This window comes from Achromobacter sp. 1014246743, from assembly GCF_059760725.1.
The window spans coordinates 20,073-39,994 of the sequence record NZ_JCBANA010000018.1 but is presented as its reverse complement, the minus strand read 5'-3'; the positions used below and the strand labels follow the sequence as shown (position 1 = coordinate 39,994).

Here is a 19,922-nt window from a genome sequence, read left to right as displayed (position 1 = left end):
CTCTTGTGTCCCGTCCTACGACGCCGCTTCTTTCCTGAGTTCCCTCATGTCCGCTTCTATCGAATCCGCGCCGGGCGCCCCGCCCGCCCGACTGCCCTGGCGCCGCCGCGGCGCCCTGGGCCGCCTGCTCGCCAACCCTGCCGCGGTTGCGGGCGGCGTGCTGCTGCTGTTGATCCTGCTGGCCGCGGTGACCGCCCCGTGGGTGTTTCCGAACGACCCGCTCGACATGGTCGGCCCCCCCATCCTGTGGCCCGGCCAGGACCCCGGCTTCTGGCTGGGCACAGACACCATGGGCCGCGACGTGGCCGCGGGCCTGGCGCACGGCGCGCGGGTCTCGCTGACGGTGGGCTTTACCGCAGCGCTGCTCAGCCTGGTCATCGGCATCGCGGTCGGCTCGGCTGCGGGCTATTTCGGCGGCTGGGTCGATGTGGCGCTGATGCGCGTCACCGAACTGCTGCAGACCATTCCGTCGTTCCTGCTCGTGGTGGTCATCGTCGCCATCGCCCGGCCGTCGGTGGCGGTGATCGCGCTGTCCATCGGCGTGGCGTCCTGGCCCGTGATCGCGCGGCTGGTGCGCGCCGAATTCCGCACCCTGCGCGAATCGGAATTCGTGCAGGCCGCGCGCAGCCTGGGCTACAGCCATGCGCGCATCGCCCTGCTCGAAATCCTGCCCAACGCCCTGCCGCCCGTCATCGTGACGACCTCGGTGCTGGTCGCCAACGCCATCCTGATGGAATCGGCCTTGTCGTTCATGAACATGGGCGACCCCAACGCCGTGTCGTGGGGCAGCATGATCGGCAGCGCCCGCGAAATGCTGCGCACCGCCTGGTACCTGACCGCGCTGCCGGGCGTATCCATCATCCTGACCGTGCTGTCGCTGAACCTGCTGGGCGATGCGCTGAACGACGCCTTCAATCCCCGGCTATCCCGGTAGGCCCGAAACTGAAGTAGACAAAACATTCTAGAAAATTTATTCTAGATGGATTCTTTGTCTATGTCGTTTCCGATGCCACCCAACGCTGCCAACGCCAAGCCCACCAGCGCCGAACTCGACGTGCTGCGCGCGCTCTGGGAAACCGGCCCCGCCACCGTCAAGCAGGTCCACGCCGCCATGGCCGCTCAGCGCGACGACCTGACCTACGCCAACGTGCTGCGGCAGATGCAGCTCATGCACGGCAAGGGCCTGCTGACGTGCGACGAAAGCGAGCGTTCCCACGTCTATGCGGCGGCGCAAAGCCAGGCCGCCACGCAGGGCGGCCTGGTCAAGGACCTGATCCGCCGCGCCTTCGCCGGCTCGGGCAAGGCGCTGGTGCTGGCGGCGCTGCGCGACGGCCACGTCAGCAAGAAAGACCGCGCCGAAATCGAAGCCTTGCTGCGTAAAGACAAGCCGTGAACGCGTTCCTGCTTGACACGGCCTGGGCCATCGGCGGCAGCCTGCCGGCCGTAGCCTGGAAGATCCTGTGCATCCATGCCGTCGCCGCGGGCCTGCTGGCGCTGGCCCGCCCCTGCGACAATCGGCTGCGCTACGCGCTGCTATGCGCCAGCCTGATCGCCTGCGTGGCGATGCTGGCCGTCGACGTGACGGCAGCCTGGCGCGCGCTGCCGGCCGCGGGCAATGGCACGCACGCACAGGCGTTCGCCGCGCCGGCGGCGGCCACGTGGCCACTCTGGCTGGCGCTGGCCTGGCTGATCGGCAGCCTCGTCGCGTCGGTGCGTGTCTTGCTGGGCATCGGCTGGCTGCGCAGCCAATTGCGCCGCAGCCAGGTGTGGGCCGACCCCGCCTGGCAGGCCCGCGCCGCCGACCTGTCGCGCCGCCTGGGCCTGGCGCGCGGCGTCAGCCTGCGCGTGGCGCATCACCTGGCCACGCCCGTCACCGCCGGCTGGCTCAAGCCCGTGGTGCTGATGCCCGCCACGCTGGTGACCGGCATGCCGGCCGATCTGCTCGAAGCCCTGCTGGCGCATGAACTCGCCCACGTACGGCGCCACGATTACCTGGTGAACCTGCTGCAGCACGCCGCCGAGGCGCTGCTGTTCTTTCACCCCTCGGTATGGTGGCTGTCGCGTCGCCTGCGCATCGAACGCGAGCGCATTGCCGACGCCATGGCCGCCTCGGTGCTGCCCAGCCCCTTGACGCTAGCCCGCGCCTTGCATGGGTTGAGCGACGCCCCCCGCCCACCCGCGGCGGTCGCCCCCGGCGCGCGTGACGGCGATCTGCTGGACCGCATCCGCCGCCTGGCCGCGCCCGCCAGCGTGCCCGCGCGGCGCACGGCCGCCGGGCCCATCCTGGCGATGACACTGGCGCTGACGGGGTTCATTGCCTGGCCCGCGCTGCAAGCGGCCCGGCCCGGTCAAGCGCCCACGGCCACCGAGGCCCGCCACATCCTGGCCCAGCTACCCGGCGTCCAGGCCCTGATCGCCTCCAGCGGTGCCACGCACGTGCTGCTGCAGGACGACGCGTCCGGCGCCACCTTGCTCGGCCGTGCCGAGAACGACGCCGTGCCCATCGCGTCGCTGACCAAGCTGATGACCGCCATGGTCGTGCTGGACACCGCGCCCGACCTGGACCGCCGCATCGTGATCGACGAACAGGACGCGCAGGCTACCGCGGCATCCGCCTCGGCCCTGCCGGTGGGCACCGCCACCACGCTGGACACTCTGCTGAAACTGGCGCTGATGTCTTCCGACAACCGCGCCGCCCATGCGCTGGCGCGCAGCTACCCGGGCGGCGAAACCGCATTCAGAATCGCCTTGCAGCGCAAGACCGCCGCACTGCACCTGCAACACACGACGCTGGAAGAACCCACCGGCCTGTCGGGCGCCAACCGCGCCAGCGCCGTGGACATCGGCAAGATCATGGCCGCCGCGTCCGCCTACCCGCAGATTGCCCGCGACACCACCGCGCTGGCCGAGACCGTCGCCACGGCCGGCGCCTCGCTGCACTACCGCAATACCAATCCGCTGGTCGGCGCGCGGGGCTGGGACATTCGCCTGTCCAAGACCGGGGCCTCGACCGAGGCGGGCCGCTGCCTGGCCATGCGACTGCATATCGACGACCGCGACCTGACGCTGGTCTTGCTCAATGGGCGCGCGCCTGCCGCCTGAGCGTTCGCTTTTTTCCCCTGATGACTGCATCGATCATGACCGTTCGACTCTCCCGCCACGCCCTGGGCGTCGCCTTTTCCCTGACGGCTTTGGCCACCGCGCCAACCCAGGCACGTGAACTCTGCACCGTGGTGGCCGATGCTGCCACGGGCAAGATCGTGTTCCAGCAAGGCACGCCCGAGGCCTGCGGCGCGCGCTACACGCCCGCCTCGACCTTCAAGCTTGCCATCGCCCTGATGGGCGCGGACGCCGGCATCCTGCAAGGCCCGCACGCGCCCGTGCTGGACTACCAGCCTGACTACCCCGACTGGGGCGGCGACGCCTGGCGCCAGCCCACCGACCCGGCGCGCTGGATCACCTATTCCGTGGTCTGGTATTCGCAGCAGGTCGCGCAGCGCCTGGGACCGCAGCGCTTCCAGCAGTACACGTCCGCCTTCCACTACGGCAATGAAGACGTGTCGGGCGAACCCGGCAAGCACAACGGCCTGCAAGGCGCCTGGATCATCTCGTCGCTGCGCATCTCGCCGCTGGAGCAGTTGGGCTTTCTGCGCCAGGTCGTCAATCGGCAACTGCCCATCAAGCCCGCCGCCTACGAACTGGCCGACACCCTGTTCGAGGCCGGCAGCGCCGACGGCTGGCGCCTTTACGGCAAGACCGGCACCGGGTCGCCCGGCAACGCCGGCGTCTACACCCCCGCCAACGCCTACGGCTGGTTCGTCGGCTGGGCCCGCAAGGACGGCCGCCAGCTCGTGTTCGCCCGCCTGATCCAGGACGAGCAAGCCACGCGGCCCAACGCCGGCCTGCGGGCGCGCGACGAACTGATCCGCCAGTGGCCGGGGCTGAGCGCCCCGGCGGCGCAGAAGTAGGCCCCGCCCATGCTGACCGATGCGCGCGAGGGCGGCATCGACACGCTGCGCGGCGTGTCGATCCTGCTGGTGCTGCTGCACCACTTCAATATCGCCTATCCCCTGCAAGACACCCTGCTGGCCGGCCTGCTGGGCTGGCCGCTGCTGCACGCCATCGCACGCAACGGCAACTATGGGGTGACGATGTTCTTCGTCATTTCCGGTTTTCTGGTCACGCGCAACGCGCTGGACCGCTGGGGCAGCCTGGACGCCGTGCGGCTCGCGCCCTTCTACGGGCTGCGGCTGGCGCGCATCGTGCCGACGCTGCTGCTGACGTTGATCGTGGTGGACGCCCTGGCGCTGGCGGGCGTCGCGCTGTTTGACAACCGGCCGGCCGCCGCCGTGTCGTTGTGGACGACCAATCTCGCCGCGCTGACCGGCTGGATGAACGTGCTGGTGATCCGCGAGGGGTGGCTCAACTACGCCTTGGGCGTGATGTGGTCGCTGTCGGTGGAACTGGCCTTCTATCTGCTCTTCCCTCTGGCGTGCCTGCTGCTGCGCCGCGCGTGGATGCGCGGCGCGCTCGCGGCGGCGCTCATCATCGCCGGCCCGCTCTATCGCCTGGCGCACCAGGACGGCAGCGAGGCCTATCTGTATGGCTACCTGGCCTGCTTCGACGCCATCGCCATTGGTGGCGTCGCCGCCGTCCTGGCCCGTCGGCATCCGCCCGCCTTCCTGCAACGAGGGCTTGTGCGCGCAGCGGTCGGCATCGCCATGCTGCTGCTCTACCTGGCCTGGCCGATCAGCGCCAGCAACGTGTTGGGCGCCAGCGCGATGGCGCTGGGCACGGCCGTGCTGCTGCTGCGGCCGGCGACCGACCGGCCGCGCCCCGCGTTTGCGCTGCGCCTGCTCGGGCGCTGCGGCCGCGATTGCTACGAGATCTACCTGTTGCATCTGGTCGTGCTGGGCCTGCTGCGCACGGCGTGGCCGCCCGCCCTGATGCACGGCGATGCCAGACTGGCCTTGCTGTGCGCCTACCTGCTGGGGTCCTGCGTGATCGGCGCCCTCGTCGCGCATTGCTATTCGACCCCGGCGAACCGGACTTTGCGGCGGGTTTTCGGTATGGCGCGCGCACCGGCCGTTACCTCAGGCACAAAAACGTAACGGCCATGACGAACGCCAAGGCGTCATATCCGCTATAAATAAGGGTCAAAAAATAACGGTGCCAGGCTTCGCCCCTCGCGATCCGACACCATTATTTCCCTTCTTTTCCAGAATTGCCCCTTGCCATGCCCCGACTGCCGGACCTGTTGCGCCCCCTTGGCCGGATACTGCTTTTCACGCTGGCCGCCCTGATCAGCCCCCACGCGCTTGCTGCGCCGCCCACGCTGGCGCAATGCCACGGCATCAAGGACCTGGCCTTCGTCGCCCACCTGGACGACGACCTGCTGTTCATGAACCCCGACATCGCCTCGAACGTGGCGGCGGGCGGCTGCGTGCGGGTGGTCTACCTGACCGCCAGTGACGCGGGCGAAGGCGACACCTACATGCTGGGGCGCGAACGCGGCGTACGCGCCGCCTACGCCTACATGGCCGGCAAGCCCGATCAATGGAAGGAAGACACCGGCATCGTCGCCGGCCGCCGCATCGCCCGCTTCACCCTGGAAGGCGACCCGCGCGTGCAGCTCTGGCACATGCGCTTGAAGGACCCCTGGCTCGGCAAGGGCTGGGGCAGCCTCACGCCGCTCAGCCGCACCGAATCCGAACCTGGCCAAAGCGTCGACACCCTCGGCCCCTACCCGGAAACCTACACCCGCGAACAACTGGTCGACACGCTTGCCGAACTGATCCGCCAGTACGCGCCCACCACCGTGCGCCACCTGGACGACACCATCGCCGTCCCCTACACCCAGCTGTGCTGGCGCTGCGCCGGCCACGGCCACCCCGACCACATCGCCAGCGCGCGGCTGGTGCGCGCGGCCATGCTGCGCGTGCCCGGCAACTACGCCGAAACCGGCTACATCGACTACCCCAGCCAGGAACGCGCCACCAACCTGGCCGACGCCGAGATCGCCAGCAAGTCGGTGATCTTCCAGCACTACGCCTGGAACGACTATCACTATTGCGCCGGCCCCACCGGCTGCAAGGAACCCGCCGGCCCCGCGGCCGCCTGGGTCCAGCGCGCCTACTACGTGTCGCGCCAGGACATGCCGCCGCAGATCTATCCGGACGGGCGCGGCGGCCTGGTCGTGTTTGCGGCGGGCGAGACCAATGCCGCCGTCAACCGCTGGGACGCCGGCCAACACCGCTGGCAAAGCCTGGGCGGGCGCACCAGCGGGCCGCTGGTGTCATTCACCCACGCCGACGGCACCGCCGGCCTGATGGCGCGCGACCCGCTGGGCGGCGTCTGGGCCAACAAGCAGCGCCATGACGGCACCTGGCAGGGCTGGCAGGCGCTGGCCGGCATCCGCGTCACGCAGATTCCGGCCGTGGCACCGCGCGGCGAAGCCGCCGCCGTGGCGTTGGGTTACGACGGCCGGCTGCACTGGATCGCGCCCACCGGCATCGACGGCAGCTGGAGCCCCTGGCAGGAACTGCCGCCGCTGGATGGCGCCACCGGCGCCCCCGCGGTCGTGCGCGGCGACGACGGCCGCTACATCGTCTTTGCGTCGGCCGGCGCCGGCCAACTGTTCTACACGCGCCAACTGCCCGCCGCCAAAGGCCAGCGCCCCGACTGGCAACACTGGCGCCGCGTGCCGGCCCCCGAAGCGGCCGGCGGCCTGGCCGCGATCCGCAACCACGAACATCGCGTCGAACTCTATTTCCGCCAGCGCGCCGGCAACCACCTGACGCGCCTGGAAGAAACCGGCGACACCACCGACCTCACCATGGACTGGAGCGCGCCCACCGACCTGGGCGTGCCCTACATCGGCCGCCCCGCCATCGATGCCGACGCGCAGGGCAATGTGGTGCTGGCCATCCTGGAACGCGCCAACGGCCCGCTCTGGCTGGTCGAACACGGCAAGCCCGCCAAACTGGACGCCGAAGCCGCCTCGCCGCCCGCGATGCACCTGATCGACGGCACGGTCTACATCGTCGCCCGCAGCACCGGCGGCCCGCAGCGCTACCAGGTGCTGTCACGGCGCGACGGCCAGTGGGCCACCGCCCTGACGCTGGACGGCGTGCCCGCCACCGGCGGCGGCCCCTTCGCCGCGGTCGCCGCGCGCCCGGCCGACCTGCCCAACCTGGGCGCCAACCCGCCCGGCAACACCGTGGTGGTGCGCCCGTCTCCCCACGAGCCGGGCACGCTGACGCAGGAACGCATGCCGACGCAGACCTCGCGCACGGTGACGCCGACCCGGGTGCAGTGACGCAAGGGGCGCATCGACATGGCGCCCCGTTTTCGAATCAGGGTGCGTTGCCTGCCAGCGGATTCGGCAGCTGGTATATCCGGCCCGACGCCCCCGACAGCGCCGTCGCGTACACCGTCTTCTGGTCGCGCGACAGCGCCAGGTTGGAATGGTGTTCGCCCGGCAGCGCCACACTGGCCATCAATCCACCCTGGTCGTCCAGCACCCACATGCCGCCGCCGTTATACAGCGCCACGAACAGGTGGCCGCCGGCGTCGCTGCGGATGCCGTCCGGCGTGTGGCGATAGGCCTGCCCGCCAGGCGCCAGCGCGTCCAGGTCCGCGAACCGCGCGCGCCCTTCCAGCGTGCCGTTCCGATGCACGTCAAAGCGCAGGATGCCGTCGGTGGTGCTTTCGCCCACGTACAGGATGCTGCCGTCGGGCGACAGGGCGATGCCGTTGGCGTTGCGGATGTTGTCGGCCACGGCCACCGGTGCGCCGCCCTGCGGCGCCAGGTAGAACACCTTGCCCAGCCACGAATCGTCGCCCGACGCAGTGAAGTACACGCCGCCGCGGGCGTCGGCGACCAGGTCGTTGGGCCGGTAGAAGGGTTCGCCTTTCGAGCCACGCTCGAACGTCCGCTGCTTCACGCCTTCCCGTGATATCTGCTGCACCGTGCCGCTGTCGTAGCAGGCGACCAGCAGCGCGTCGGGCGTGGCCACCAGGCCGTTGGCGCCGCAGCCCGGCAAGCGGGCGACGACGGCCGGGCCGGAGGGCGTCAGCCGATTGACGGTCGAGGCCTGGTAGTCGACGAAGTACAGCGTGTCCTGCACCAGCACGGTGCCTTCCGGAAAGCCGATACCGTCCGCCACCGGCGTCGCGCTGGCCGCGGCATCGACGTCCAGCGGCGTCTTGTTGGCCGAGGTGTCGCTCGTCACGAGCGCCGAGTTGGCGGGCGCCTCGTCCGCCCACGCGGAAACAGGCGATGCCAGGAAAAATGCGATGACTGCCGCGGATAGCCGCATATTCAGGTCCTTTACAGGCGATCGACCCTGGCCGCGCACACCGCGATGCGACGCATCGCTTTCCCTTTGCCGCAAGCCACCTGATCGCCTGGCATCCGACCGCCAGGCCAGCCATGAAGTTCCGTCTTCGCAGCGGTTTCCGCGCGGCGCCGGCCCCGTACAAACCCGACGGTTGCCCGGGCCAGCGGGCCCGCCAAGTGCCTGTATTATTGGGGGCCACTTTATTTGGGGGCCACTGGCTACCCCGTCACGTGGCACCCGCCCCTACCCGTCGCCTCATGCGGCTGCACCTATCTGACCCCGGATATCCGCCATGGCTGATCCGCTTCGTCTGCAGGCTTTGATACAGGATTGCGCGCGCGGCCAGGAATCCGCGCTGGCCGAACTCTATCGCCAAACGTCCCCGCATCTGTTTGCGCTTGCCGTACGTATATTGCGACGAAGCGACTGGGCGGAGGAAGTCCTCCAGGACAGCTTCATCAATATCTGGCGCAATGCCTCCCGCTATGCTTCGGAACAGAGCCAAGTCATGACCTGGATGACCCGCATCGTGCGCAACCGCTGTATCGACCTGCTGCGCAGGCCGAACCTGGAGCGCCCGGACGCCGACGGCGAACTGACGCTGGCGTGGGCGGACGACGCCCCCGGCCCGTTCGAACGGCTGCAAACCGACCAGGACGCCCGCCGGCTGGCCGACTGCCTGAAGCAACTCGAAGGGCAGCAACGCGCCGCCATCGCGCTGTCCTTCTTCGATGACCTGAGCCACAGCGAGATCGCCCAGCGCATGCAGACGCCGCTGGGCACGATCAAGAGCTGGGTGCGCCGCGGCATGGAACGGCTCAAGAGGTGCCTGTCATGAACTACCGCGATCCGCAATTGCGCTCCCGCCTGGCGGCCGACTATGTGGCCGGCGCCATGCGTGGCGGCGCCCGCCGCCGTTTCGAAGGGTTGATGGCCGCCGATGCCAACCTGCGCCGCCAGGTGCGCGAGTGGGAAAACGACATCTATCCCCTGCTCTGGTCGCTGCCGGCCAGGACGCCGCCCGCCCGCGTCTGGCGCGCCATCCAGTCCCGCCTGCGCCCGGGTGCAGGTCCGTGGTGGCAAGGCCTGGCATTCTGGCGCGTGGCCAGCGGCGCACTGGCCGCCCTGCTGGTGGCCGGCGTGGTCTTCTACCCCATGCAGGTCGACCGCGCCGCGCGGGCGCAGCTCATGGCCGTACTGCAAAGCCCCGAAGCGCAAGCCATGCTGGTGGTGCGCGCCGACGAAGCCGGCGGCCTGCACATCCATGCGTTGCAGAACCTGGCCACCCGCGCGGGCGGCAAGGCCCTGGAACTCTGGGCCATTCCGCCCGGCCAGGCGCCACAGTCGGTCGGCCTGGTGTCGCCCGAAGGCCTGACCGCGCTGCGGCGCGCGCAGGGCCTGGCGGGCGTGCAGCAACTGGCCATCACGCTGGAACCGCCCGGCGGCTCGCCCAGTGGCAAACCCACCGGCCCCGTCATCATGAGCGGCGACGTGCTGAAGATCTGAGCTGCATCCAGTGCGGGCTTCGGCCCGTATAGAGGGGTGTCCCCGTTGCGGAGCACCCCATGTCTTCCTGGATCGGTCCCGGCCCGCGTGGCCTCTTTGACATCCTGCTGGTCGCCGGCCTGGCGCTGGCCTTGCTGGCCGCCTGCTCGCCCCTGACTCTGCTGAACGGCGCGGTGCCGGACGACGCCAGCCAGGCCACCCGCGGGCTGGCCTACGGCGCGCTGCCGCGCCAGCGCCTGGATATCTACGCGCCCCCGGACGCCGCCCGCGCGCCGGTGGTGGTGTTCTTCTACGGCGGCAGCTGGCGCAGCGGCGAGCGGGCCGACTACCGCTTTGCGGGCGACGCGCTGGCTTCCCGCGGCATCGTCGCCGTGATCGCCGACTACCGCCTGTACCCCGAAGCCCGCTACCCCGCGTTTCTGCAGGACGCCGCGCAAGTGGTGGCCTGGACGCAGCAGCACATCGGCGCCTATGGCGGCGACCCCGGGCGGGTCTTCGTGGCCGGCCACAGCGCAGGCGGCTACATCGCCGCCATGCTGGCGCTGGATGCACGCTGGCTGCGCGGGGCCGGCACGGCGCCCGCCACCCTGGCGGGCTGGATCGGACTGGCCGGCCCGTATGATTTCCTGCCCATCGTCGCGCGCGACGTGCGGCCGGTGTTCCTGTTTCCCGATACGCCGACCGACTCGCAACCGATCCATCACGTCAGCGCGGACGCGCCACCGGGCCTGCTGCTGGCCGGGGCCGCCGACAGCACGGTCGACCCGCAGCGCAACAGCGCCAGCCTGGCGCTCGCCCTGCGCGCGGCCGGCGCCTGCGCCCATCTCATCGAATACCCCGACCTGGGCCACAAGCTGCTGGTCGGCGCCTTGTCGCGCCCGCTGCGCTGGCGCGCACCGGTGCTGGATGACGTCAGCGCGTTCGTCGCCTCGCCCTGCACCGCCCAAGGAGAATGACGATGCGTCCCTGGCTGCTACTGCTGCTGATCGGGGCGCCCATCGCCGCCCCGGCCCAGAACGAACACTACGTGGGCATCGCCTACGCTCCGCATGGCGGCGCCGAACGCTATCGCGAAGAACACTGGGTGGTGCGCGACGACACGCAACAAGAGCGGCTGGTGCTGTACCGCTGCCCAGACGGCGCGGCCTTCGCACGCAAGTGGGTGCGCGGCGCCCTTGATGACCCGGCCCCCGACTTTGCGCTGTTCGACCAGCGCGAGGGCTACCGCGAAGGCGCCAGCCTGCGCAATGGCGAGCGCTACGTCTATGTGCAAGCCCGTGCCGGGGCGGCCATGCAAAGCCAGAAGCTGCCGGCCGCGGCGGACCCGGTGATCGACGCCGGCTTCGACGCCTGGCTGCGCCAGCATTGGGACGCGCCCACCGCGCCCTTGCAGTTCCTGCTGCCCAGCCGGCTGGCCTGGGTGCCACTGGAGGTACAGGCGCGCGACCTGCCCGACGCCCGCGAACGCACCTTCCGCCTGCGGCTGGACGCCTGGTACGGCTTTGCCGCGCCGCCGCTGCGCGTCACCTACGACCGCGACAGCCGCCGGCTGCGCCGCTTCGAAGGCGTGAGCAACCTGCGCGACGGCAACGGCGGCACGCAGACCGTGCGCATCGAATTCCCGCCGGAAGCGATCCTGCCCGCGCCCACCAGGCAGGACCTGGACGCCGCGTCCGCCACGCCGTTGACGGGCCGGTGCGACTAAGGCAAGTCGACCTAGGGTTTACACCAATGCATCTGGTTTGGCGCCCCGCCCGTATATCCCGGCAAGGCTTGAACAGGACACGATGATGCGCCCCGAATTCACTGGCTGGACCGCCTCGATACGCCGCTGGGTAGACACCCAGGCCCAGGGCGTGCCCGCGGGCAATCCCGACCGCATTGACTGGACCCGGGCCCTGCCCTTTGCGCTGCTGCACCTGGGTTGCCTGGGCGCGCTGTGGACCGGCGTGTCGCCGGTGGCCCTGGCGGTGGCCGCGGCGCTGTATGCCGTGCGCATGTTTGCCCTGACCGGCTTCTACCACCGCTATTTCTCGCACCGCACCTTCCGCACGTCGCGCGGCATGCAGTTGGTGTTTGCCATCCTGGGCGCCTCTTGCGCCCAGCGCGGGCCGCTGTGGTGGGCGGCCCACCATCGCCACCACCACCGCCACGCCGATGACGAACAGGACCTGCATTCGCCCGCCCGGCACGGCTTCTGGTGGAGCCACATGGGCTGGTTCCTGACGCCGCGCGCCTTCGCCACCGACCTGGCGCGCGTGCCGGACCTGCGCCGCTTTCCCGAACTGCGCTGGCTGGACCGTTTCGACGCCGCCGTCCCCGTCGCCCTGGCACTGCTGTGCTACGGCCTGGGCGCCCTGCTCGAACGCACGGCGCCGGGCCTGGGCACCAACGGGCCGCAGATGCTGGTGTGGGGCTTCGTCATCTCGACGGTGGTGCTGTTCCACGCCACGGTCACCATCAATTCGCTGGCACACCGCTACGGCAAGCGCCGCTACGACACCGCGGACGACAGCCGCAACAACGCCTGGCTGGCGCTGCTGACCTTCGGCGAAGGCTGGCACAACAACCACCATTTCTATCCCGGCTCGGCCCGCCAGGGGTTCCGCGCCCGTGAAATCGACATCACCTGGTATGGCCTGCGCCTCCTGGCGGCCACCGGCCTGATCTGGGACCTGAAAGCCGTGCCGGCCTGGGTGCTGGCGCGCGCCAAGGAGTGAAGATGCGCATCGCCATCATCGGTTCGGGCATCGCGGGGCTGGTCTGCGCCTGGAAGCTGGGCCGCGACCACGACGTGACCCTGTACGAGGCCAACGACTACCTGGGCGGCCACACGCATACCCACGCGGTCGAGCAGGACGGTCAGTCCTTTGCCGTGGACAGCGGCTTCATCGTGCACAACCCGATGAACTATCCGCACTTCACGGCCCTGCTCGACGAGCTGGGCGTGGCCTCGCAGCCCACCACCATGAGCTTCTCGGTGCACAAAGAAGGCAACGGGCTGGAATACAACGCCACCACGCTCGACACGCTGTTCTGCCAGCGCCGCAATCTGCTGTCGCCGCGCTTTCTGGGCATGGTGCGCGACCTGATGCGCTTTTACCGCGAAGCGCCTGCGCTGCTGGCGAGCAATGACCCCGGGCCCACGCTGGGCGACTACCTGGAACAGCAGCGCTACGGCAACGCCTTCCGCACCGACCACCTGATCCCGATGGCCTCGGCGCTGTGGTCCGCGCCCGCGGCCCGCATCCTGGAATTTCCGGCGCGCTACCTGGTGCAGTTCATGGCCAACCACCAGATGCTGCAGGTCAACCGACGGCCCGAATGGCGTGTCGTGCAGGGCGGATCAAGCACCTATATCCGCGCGCTGCGCGAGCGCTGGAACGTGCGGGTGCGCTTGAACTGCCCGGTGCACGCGGTGACGCGCCAGGCCGGCGGCGTGACGGTGACTTCCCGCGATGGCCAGCCGCACTACGACAACGTGATCTTCGCCTGCCACAGCGACCAGGCCTTGCGGCTGCTGGCGGACCCGACATCGGCCGAACAAGCGGTGCTGGGCGCGATTCCCTACCAGTACAACGACGTCGTCCTGCACACGGACGCACGCCTGCTGCCGCGCCGCCGCAAGGCCTGGGCCGCCTGGAACGCCTACGTGCCGGCGGACCCCTCGGCGCCCTGCTCGGTCAGCTATTGCATGAACCTGCTGCAAGGGCTGTCGTCGCGCCTGCCGTTCATCGTGACGCTCAATCGCAGCGAAGCCATCGACCCGGCGCACGTGCTGGCCCGCATGCGCTACCACCATCCCGTCTACACGCTGGCGTCGGTGGCCGCGCAGGCCCGACGCGACGAGATCTCCGGCCAGCATCGCTGCTGGTACGCCGGCGCCTACTGGGGCTGGGGCTTCCATGAAGACGGCGTGGCCAGCGCGCTGGACGTCGTACGCGGTATCCAGTCGCGCGCCGCGCCCTTGTCATGGGTGGCGGCATGAATCGCCACAGCGCCGTCTATGAAGGCCGCGTGACGCACCAGCGCCACGTGCCGCATGCGCACGGCTTCAGTTACCGCATGGCGCAGCTCTACCTGGACCTGGACGAAATCGACCAGGTCTTCGAGAACCGCTGGCTGTGGTCGGCCCAACGGCCCAACCTGGCCGAATGGCGGCGCAGCGACTACCTGGACGGCGATGCCGGCCTGCCCCTCGCCCACGCCGTGCGCGCCCGCTTGCGCACCGTCCTGGGCGAGGCGCCCACCGGCCCGATCCGGCTGCTGGCGCATCCGCGCTATGCCGGCTACGTGTTCAACCCGGTCAGCTTCTACTACTGCTTCGAAGCCGATGGCGTGACGCTGGCCGCCATCGTGGCCGAAATCACCAACACGCCCTGGAAGCAGCGCCACTGCATCGTGCTGCCGACGGCCACCGCCGAGCGCCACGGCCCATCGCTGGCCTGGCGGTTCGACAAGCGCTTCCATGTGTCGCCCTTCATGCCGATGGACTGCGCCTACGACTGGCGCTTCAGCCCGCCCGGCGACGACCTGCGGGTGCACATGCGCGTCAGCCGCCACGACCAGGTGCAGTTCGACGCCCACCTGGCCTTGCAGCGCCGCGATCTGGACGGCGCGGCGCTGGCACGGCTGCTGTGGCGCTTCCCGCTGATGACGCTGCAAGTGATCGGCGGCATCCATTGGCAGGCGCTGCGCCTGTGGCTCAAGCGCAACCCCATCCACGACCATCCCCGCACGCCCAACGGAGAACCGCAATGAAAGCCATGACGCCATCCGAACACGCCGCCGTGGCGGCCAGCCGCCCCGTCGGCGCACTGGACCGCCTGCTGCGCAAACGCCTGTTCGCCAGCCTCGCCCAACTGACCGGCGGCCGGCTGGCCATCGAAGACAGCCTGGGCGGCGCCACGCTGGGCCAGGGCTCGGCGGTGGTGCGCCTGACCATCCGCGACATGGCCTTCTACCGGCTGGTGGCCACGCAAGGCAGCGTGGGCGCCGGCGAAGCCTTTGGCGACGGCATGTGGACGTGCGATGACCTGGTCAGCCTGGTGCGCCTGCTGGTGCGCAACCGCGACACGCTGGACGCCATGGAATCGGGCCTGGCACGGCTGGCCGGCTGGGCGCTCAAGCGCTGGCACGCCGCCAACCGCAATACCCCCGAAGGCAGCCGCCGCAACATCGCCGCCCACTACGACCTGGGCAACGACTTCTTCTCGCTGTTCCTGTCGCCCGACCTGATGTATTCCTCGGCGCTGTGGGTGGACCCTGACGACACGCTGGAAGAGGCCTCGCGCCGCAAGCTGGAGGTCATCTGCCGCAAGCTCGACCTGCAGGCCGACGACCGCGTGGTGGAAATCGGCAGCGGCTGGGGCGGCTTTGCCATCCATGCCGCGCGCCACTACGGCTGCCACGTCACCACGGCCACCATCTCGCGCGAGCAGCACGACCTGGCAACCGAACGCGTGCGCGCCGCCGGCCTGCAAGACCGCGTCAGCGTGGTACTGCAAGACTATCGCGACCTGCAGGGCCAGTACGACAAGGTGGTCTCCATCGAAATGATCGAAGCCATCGGCGCGCAGTATCTGGAGACCTACTTCGGCAAGGTCGCCAGCCTGCTCACCCCGCGGGGCCGCGCGCTGATCCAGGCCATCACCATCGAAGACCACCGCTACCAGCAGGCGCTGGGCTCGGTGGATTTCATCAAGCGCCACATCTTCCCGGGCAGCTTCATTCCGTCCATCGACGCCATGCTGCGCGCCAAGACCCGCGCCTGCGACCTGGCGCTGGTGCACCTGGAAGACTTCGGCCATTCCTATGCCCTGACCTTGCAGGCCTGGCGCGAACGCTTCCTGGCGCACCTGCCCGAAGTGCGGGTGCAGGGCTTTGACGCGCGCTTTTGCCGCCTGTGGGAGTTCTACCTGGCCTACTGCGAAGGCGGCTTTCGCGAGCGTTCCATCGGCGTGTCGCACCTGCTGCTGACGCATCCCGGCGCGCGCAGCGCCGGTGAACGCTGGGTGCAGGGAGACGTGTGATGCGCTTCTGGGCCAACCTGCTCGGTTACCAGGCGGTCTGGTTCAGCGCCGTCATCGGCGCTGGCCGCGGCCTGGCCTGGCCGGGCGTGGTGGCCGCGCTGCTGTTCGTGGCGGCGCAGCTGGTCTGGTCGCGCACCTGGCAGGCCGACCTGAAGCTGGCGCTGGCCGCGCTGCTGTGCGGCTGCCTGCTGGACGGCAGCCTGTCGGCGCTGGGCTGGTCGGTCTATGCCGCCAGCGCCTGGCCTGCGCCGCTGTGGATCCTGGCGCTGTGGGCCGCCTTTGCCCTGACCTTGAACCATTCCCTGGCCTACCTGCGCCCGCGCCCCTGGCTGGCCTGCGCGTTCGGCGCCCTCGGCGGGCCCCTGGCCTACTGGGGCGCGGCGCGCGGCTGGCAGGCCGTGCAGTTCGACGCACCCGCCTGGCGTGCCGTGGCCGCACTGGCGCTGGGCTGGGGCCTGATCCTGCCCGCGCTGACCACCCGCGCCTGGCGCTGGACAAGGGGGGCAACATGAGTCCCTGGCACCAATGGCTGGTGATTGCCGCCGGCATGATCGTCGCGATGGCACTGGCCTGGCGCTGGCAGCGCCGTCATGCCAACGCCGGCATCGTCGACGTGGTCTGGGCGCTGGGCATGGGCGCCAGCGCCGTGCTCGTCGCCGCCACCGGCATGGGCGCCGCCTTGCCGCGGGCGTGCCTGGCCATCATGGCAGGCGTCTGGTCGCTGCGCCTGGCGTCGCATCTGTGGCGCCGCGTGCGCCAGGAAGAAGACGGACGCTATCGCGCCCTGCGCGAGCGCTGGCATGGCCACCAGGGCAAGTTCTTCGGCCTGTTCATGTTCCAGGCGGGCCTGGTGATGCTGTTCTGCCTGCCCTTCCTGGCGGTGGGCGTCAGCCCGGCGCAGGGCGGCGCGGTTGCGCTGGGCGTGGCGATCTGGCTGGCCGCGCTGACCGGCGAAATCATCGCCGACCGGCAGCTGGACCGCTTTCGCGACGACCCCGCGCATCGCGGCCAGACCTGCCGCGCCGGCCTGTGGCGCTATTCGCGCCACCCCAACTATTTCTTCGAATGGTGCCATTGGTTCGGCTACGTGGCGCTGGCCTGGGGCTCGCCCCTGCCCTGGCTGGCGTGGCTGGGCCCGGCGCTGATGTTCGTGTTCCTGCGCTGGATCAGCGGCATTCCCTTCACCGAGCAGCAGGCCCTGCGCACGCGCGGCGACGACTACCGCGATTACCAGCGCCGCACCTCGGCCTTCTTCCCGTGGTTTCCCAAATCCTGACGAGGCTCGCCATGAATACCGCCACCCTGCAAGACGCCCTGCTCGCAGCCGACCGCCCCGCTCCCGGCCTGCTGGGCCTGGCCGAACGCGGCCTGGTGCCCGACGCGCTGCTGCGCCTGGGCATCCGCCGCCTGTGCGCCCAGCGCCTGGCCGCCGAATACGCCGGCGGCATCGACGCCTGGACCGCGCGCGACCAGCAACTGATCGCACGCCTGCGCACCAGCCCCGTCGCCATCCACACCGACGCCGCCAACGCCCAGCACTACGAACTGCCCACCGCCTTCTTCCAGCTGTGCCTGGGCGCCCGCATGAAATATTCCGGCTGCTACTACCCCACCGGCGCCGAAACGCTGGACCAGGCCGAAGTCGCCATGCTGCGCCTGTACAGCGAACGCGCCGAACTCGCCAATGGCCAGGACATCCTGGAACTGGGCTGCGGCTGGGGCTCGCTGACGCTGTGGATGGCCGAGCACTACCCCAACGCCCGCATCACCGCCGTATCGAACTCGGCCACCCAACGCCAGCACATCGAAGCGCGCTGCCGCGAACGCGGCTGGCAGCATGTGCGCGTCATCACCTGCGACGTCAACGTGCTGGCACTGCCTGCCGGCGCCTACGACCGCTGCGTCTCGGTGGAAATGTTCGAGCACATGCGCAACTACCAGGACCTGATGGCCCGCATCGGACAATGGCTGCGACCCGGCGGCAAACTGTTCGTGCACATCTTCGCCCACCGCGAACGCGCCTACCCGTTCGAGACCGAAGGCGCCGACAACTGGATGGGCCGGCATTTCTTCACGGGCGGCATCATGCCCGCGGCCGACACGCTGCTGCACTTCCAGCGCGACCTGCAGCTGGAAGAAAGATGGTTCGTGGACGGCACCCACTACGAACGCACGGCCAACCACTGGCTGGCCAACCAGGATGCCCACGGCGCAGCAGCTCGCGCCGTGCTGAGCCAGGCCTACGGCCCGCGTCTGGCCGACCTGTGGCACCAACGCTGGCGCATGTTCTGGATGGCCTGCGCCGAGCTGTTCGGCTACGAGGCAGGCCAGCAATGGGGCGTGGGCCACTACCGGTTCACCCGCCCTTGAGGAGACGACCATGTTGCGCGCCCTGTCCGCCGCCCTCGCAGCCATCCTGACCGGCTGCGCCGCGCCCCCGCCCATGCCGCCGGTCAGCCGCGTGGACCTGGACCGCTTCATGGGCGATTGGTACGTCATCGCCCATATCCCCAGCTGGCCCGAACGCCATGCCTACGACGCCGTGGAAAGCTACCGCCGCTTGTCCGACGGCCGCATCCAGACCGACTTCCGCTACCGCAAAGGCAGCTTCGAGGCCGATGTCAGCACCATGCATCCCGTGGCCACCGTCAGGCCGGACACCGGCAACGCGGTGTGGGGCATGCAGTTCATCTGGCCGATCCAGGCGGAATACGTCATTGCCTACCTGGACGACGCCTACCAGACCACCATCATCGGCCGCTCCAAGCGCGACTATGTGTGGATCATGGCACGCGTGCCGTGCCTGAGCGACGAGACCTACGCGGCGCTGGCCGCCAAGGTCACCGAACTGGGCTACACGGAAAGCTTGCGCAAGGTGCCGCAGCGCTGCGGCTGATCCACGGCCGCGGCGCTGCCTCCGGCGGGATCACCGGAAGGCGGCGCGTTCTCGGTATGCAGGGACGCACCCCTCTACTTGCGCGACAGCGGCACGCCCCACACCGGATCCTGCATGCCCTGCTTGCCCAGCGGCGTGATCTGCATGGGGATCATCCGGGACAGCATCTCGCGCTGCGGGTCGCTGATGTTGGTGCGCTGGGCAAACAGCTTCTGCGCAAAATCCATCGGCGCCGGCCAGGTGTAGACGGTCAGGTTTTCCAGCGGGCACTCGATCATCTTGGGATCGACCGCGCGGCAGCCCGACTGCGTGTACTGGTAGCTGGGCGTCTTCATGTGCATGCGCTGGCTCAGCACCAGTTGGCCGCCCTTGAGCGTGAAGCTGGCCAGGGCCTGCTTGGGCGGGATGCGCGCTTGTACCTTGATGGCGGGAATGTCCCGGTACGCCGTGTCTTCGTAGTACCCCGCCCGCACGCCCGGCGTGGTTTCGGTGTATTGCTCTTCGCCCCAGGCCACGCACGCGCCCGAGCCGCGGTGCACGGCCGTGCAGACCGTGCGCGTCTTGAGCTGGGACCCCGTGGACCCTTCGTGCCAGTTGGTTTCTTTGTAGAACTCGCGGTACAGCTCGGGCGACAGGTAAGCCGTGCCGTTGGCGCCACGGCCCGAACCGACCGCGCCGCGCGGGGCGCCCACCTGGTCCAGCAAGGCATTGAGCTTGTAGTCGTCGCCGCCGGTCAGCAGGTATTTGCCGGGCGGCAGGATGTGCACCTCGAACGCTTTGAACAGATACGTTTCCGCCTTGTCCCGTTTCAGCGAGTTGTTCTGGAACTTGCGGCCGAACGTGATTCGCGGGTCCTTCTCGAACATCCAGACCGTGTTGCCCGTCCACTGCGTCATGGTCATGGCGTCTTTCAGCGTGGCGTGCGGCATCAGGTCGGCCACCAGCACCACGGCCATGTCGTCCTTGAGCGCCTCGTTGATCAGGTCCAGCAGCTGTCCGTAGCGCGGATCGTCCATGGTGCCCTCCCCGTTGGAATTCGGCAGGTTCACGCAGCCGGACAGGGCAAGCGTAAGCGCCAGGGCGGACAGGGCAAGGCGCGGGCGCGATGGCATCATGGTTCGGTCCTTGAAAGAAAGCTGAATGGAG

20 protein-coding genes are annotated in these 19,922 nt (G+C 69.5%); 18 read left to right on the top strand and 2 right to left on the bottom strand.

Annotation, left to right across the window (positions count from 1 at the left end; all coding sequences use genetic code 11):
• The first annotated feature begins 46 nt into the window (after nucleotides 1-46).
• The 6 genes from AC6LJ2_RS09970 (at nucleotide 47) to AC6LJ2_RS09945 (ending at nucleotide 7,318) form a co-directional block, all read left to right on the top strand.
• The gene (locus tag AC6LJ2_RS09970) at nucleotides 47-934 is read left to right on the top strand and encodes an ABC transporter permease (RefSeq protein WP_445657447.1); all 888 of its coding nucleotides are present in this window, start codon (nucleotides 47-49) and stop codon (nucleotides 932-934) included.
• 60 nt (nucleotides 935-994) lie between these two features.
• Entirely contained in the window at nucleotides 995-1,393 is a 399-nt protein-coding gene (locus tag AC6LJ2_RS09965; protein WP_498151277.1) for a BlaI/MecI/CopY family transcriptional regulator, read from the top strand.
• Nucleotides 1,390-3,102: a M56 family metallopeptidase gene (locus tag AC6LJ2_RS09960; RefSeq protein ID WP_498151276.1), complete on the top strand. Its 1,713-nt coding sequence runs from the start codon at nucleotides 1,390-1,392 to the stop codon at nucleotides 3,100-3,102. The genes AC6LJ2_RS09965 and AC6LJ2_RS09960 overlap by 4 nt, the downstream gene beginning before the upstream one ends.
• 35 nt (nucleotides 3,103-3,137) lie before the next feature.
• Complete coding sequence (blaOXA, locus tag AC6LJ2_RS09955) at nucleotides 3,138-3,968, top strand: class D beta-lactamase (protein WP_263909948.1); 831 nt, start codon at nucleotides 3,138-3,140, stop codon at nucleotides 3,966-3,968.
• A 9-nt stretch (nucleotides 3,969-3,977) separates the two neighbouring features.
• Complete coding sequence (locus AC6LJ2_RS09950; RefSeq protein WP_498151275.1) at nucleotides 3,978-5,111, top strand: acyltransferase family protein; 1,134 nt, start codon at nucleotides 3,978-3,980, stop codon at nucleotides 5,109-5,111.
• A 125-nt stretch (nucleotides 5,112-5,236) separates the two neighbouring features.
• Nucleotides 5,237-7,318 (top strand): DUF8189 domain-containing protein, encoded by a 2,082-nt coding sequence (locus tag AC6LJ2_RS09945; RefSeq protein WP_445657451.1) that lies wholly within the window; start codon nucleotides 5,237-5,239, stop codon nucleotides 7,316-7,318.
• A 37-nt stretch (nucleotides 7,319-7,355) separates the two neighbouring features.
• Here AC6LJ2_RS09945 and AC6LJ2_RS09940 read toward each other — a convergent pair whose 3' ends face one another.
• On the bottom strand, nucleotides 7,356-8,321 hold the full coding sequence (locus AC6LJ2_RS09940; protein WP_498151274.1) for an SMP-30/gluconolactonase/LRE family protein: 966 nt from the start codon (nucleotides 8,319-8,321) through the stop codon (nucleotides 7,356-7,358).
• A gap of 313 nt (nucleotides 8,322-8,634) precedes the next feature.
• On the opposite strand from AC6LJ2_RS09940, the gene AC6LJ2_RS09935 reads away from it, so the two are divergent.
• The 12 genes from AC6LJ2_RS09935 (at nucleotide 8,635) to AC6LJ2_RS09880 (ending at nucleotide 18,776) form a co-directional block, all read left to right on the top strand.
• The gene (locus tag AC6LJ2_RS09935; RefSeq protein ID WP_263909939.1) at nucleotides 8,635-9,180 is read left to right on the top strand and encodes an RNA polymerase sigma factor; all 546 of its coding nucleotides are present in this window, start codon (nucleotides 8,635-8,637) and stop codon (nucleotides 9,178-9,180) included.
• A complete protein-coding gene (locus tag AC6LJ2_RS09930; protein ID WP_498151273.1) occupies nucleotides 9,177-9,848 on the top strand; it encodes an anti-sigma factor in 672 nt (223 codons plus the stop codon). Before AC6LJ2_RS09935 ends, AC6LJ2_RS09930 begins: the two co-directional genes overlap by 4 nt.
• A 59-nt stretch (nucleotides 9,849-9,907) precedes the next feature.
• Nucleotides 9,908-10,804 carry an alpha/beta hydrolase gene (locus tag AC6LJ2_RS09925; RefSeq protein ID WP_498151272.1) on the top strand — a complete coding sequence of 299 codons (897 nt, stop codon included), beginning with the start codon at nucleotides 9,908-9,910 and terminating at the stop codon, nucleotides 10,802-10,804.
• Between the two features lie 2 nt (nucleotides 10,805-10,806).
• Nucleotides 10,807-11,553, top strand: coding sequence for a hypothetical protein (locus AC6LJ2_RS09920; protein WP_498151271.1), 747 nt, complete (start codon nucleotides 10,807-10,809; stop codon nucleotides 11,551-11,553).
• An 82-nt stretch (nucleotides 11,554-11,635) separates the two neighbouring features.
• Complete coding sequence (locus AC6LJ2_RS09915; RefSeq protein WP_498151270.1) at nucleotides 11,636-12,568, top strand: acyl-CoA desaturase; 933 nt, start codon at nucleotides 11,636-11,638, stop codon at nucleotides 12,566-12,568.
• A gap of 2 nt (nucleotides 12,569-12,570) precedes the next feature.
• Nucleotides 12,571-13,836, top strand: coding sequence for an NAD(P)/FAD-dependent oxidoreductase (locus tag AC6LJ2_RS09910; protein WP_498151269.1), 1,266 nt, complete (start codon nucleotides 12,571-12,573; stop codon nucleotides 13,834-13,836).
• The gene (locus AC6LJ2_RS09905; protein WP_498151268.1) at nucleotides 13,833-14,609 is read left to right on the top strand and encodes a DUF1365 domain-containing protein; all 777 of its coding nucleotides are present in this window, start codon (nucleotides 13,833-13,835) and stop codon (nucleotides 14,607-14,609) included. The genes AC6LJ2_RS09910 and AC6LJ2_RS09905 overlap by 4 nt, the downstream gene beginning before the upstream one ends.
• Nucleotides 14,606-15,880, top strand: a complete 1,275-nt coding sequence (locus tag AC6LJ2_RS09900; RefSeq protein WP_498151267.1) for a class I SAM-dependent methyltransferase — start codon at nucleotides 14,606-14,608, stop codon at nucleotides 15,878-15,880. The genes AC6LJ2_RS09905 and AC6LJ2_RS09900 overlap by 4 nt, the downstream gene beginning before the upstream one ends.
• Nucleotides 15,880-16,392 (top strand): DUF2878 domain-containing protein, encoded by a 513-nt coding sequence (locus AC6LJ2_RS09895; protein ID WP_498151266.1) that lies wholly within the window; start codon nucleotides 15,880-15,882, stop codon nucleotides 16,390-16,392. The genes AC6LJ2_RS09900 and AC6LJ2_RS09895 overlap by 1 nt, the downstream gene beginning before the upstream one ends.
• The gene (locus tag AC6LJ2_RS09890) at nucleotides 16,389-17,156 is read left to right on the top strand and encodes a DUF1295 domain-containing protein (RefSeq protein WP_498151265.1); all 768 of its coding nucleotides are present in this window, start codon (nucleotides 16,389-16,391) and stop codon (nucleotides 17,154-17,156) included. Before AC6LJ2_RS09895 ends, AC6LJ2_RS09890 begins: the two co-directional genes overlap by 4 nt.
• An 11-nt stretch (nucleotides 17,157-17,167) precedes the next feature.
• Entirely contained in the window at nucleotides 17,168-18,250 is a 1,083-nt protein-coding gene (locus tag AC6LJ2_RS09885; protein ID WP_498151264.1) for an SAM-dependent methyltransferase, read from the top strand.
• A 10-nt stretch (nucleotides 18,251-18,260) separates the two neighbouring features.
• On the top strand, nucleotides 18,261-18,776 hold the full coding sequence (locus AC6LJ2_RS09880; RefSeq protein WP_263909920.1) for a lipocalin family protein: 516 nt from the start codon (nucleotides 18,261-18,263) through the stop codon (nucleotides 18,774-18,776).
• A 74-nt stretch (nucleotides 18,777-18,850) separates the two neighbouring features.
• Here the strand turns inward: AC6LJ2_RS09880 and AC6LJ2_RS09875 are convergent, their stop codons facing one another.
• Complete coding sequence (locus AC6LJ2_RS09875; protein ID WP_498151263.1) at nucleotides 18,851-19,891, bottom strand: hypothetical protein; 1,041 nt, start codon at nucleotides 19,889-19,891, stop codon at nucleotides 18,851-18,853.
• Nucleotides 19,892-19,922 lie beyond the last annotated feature (31 nt).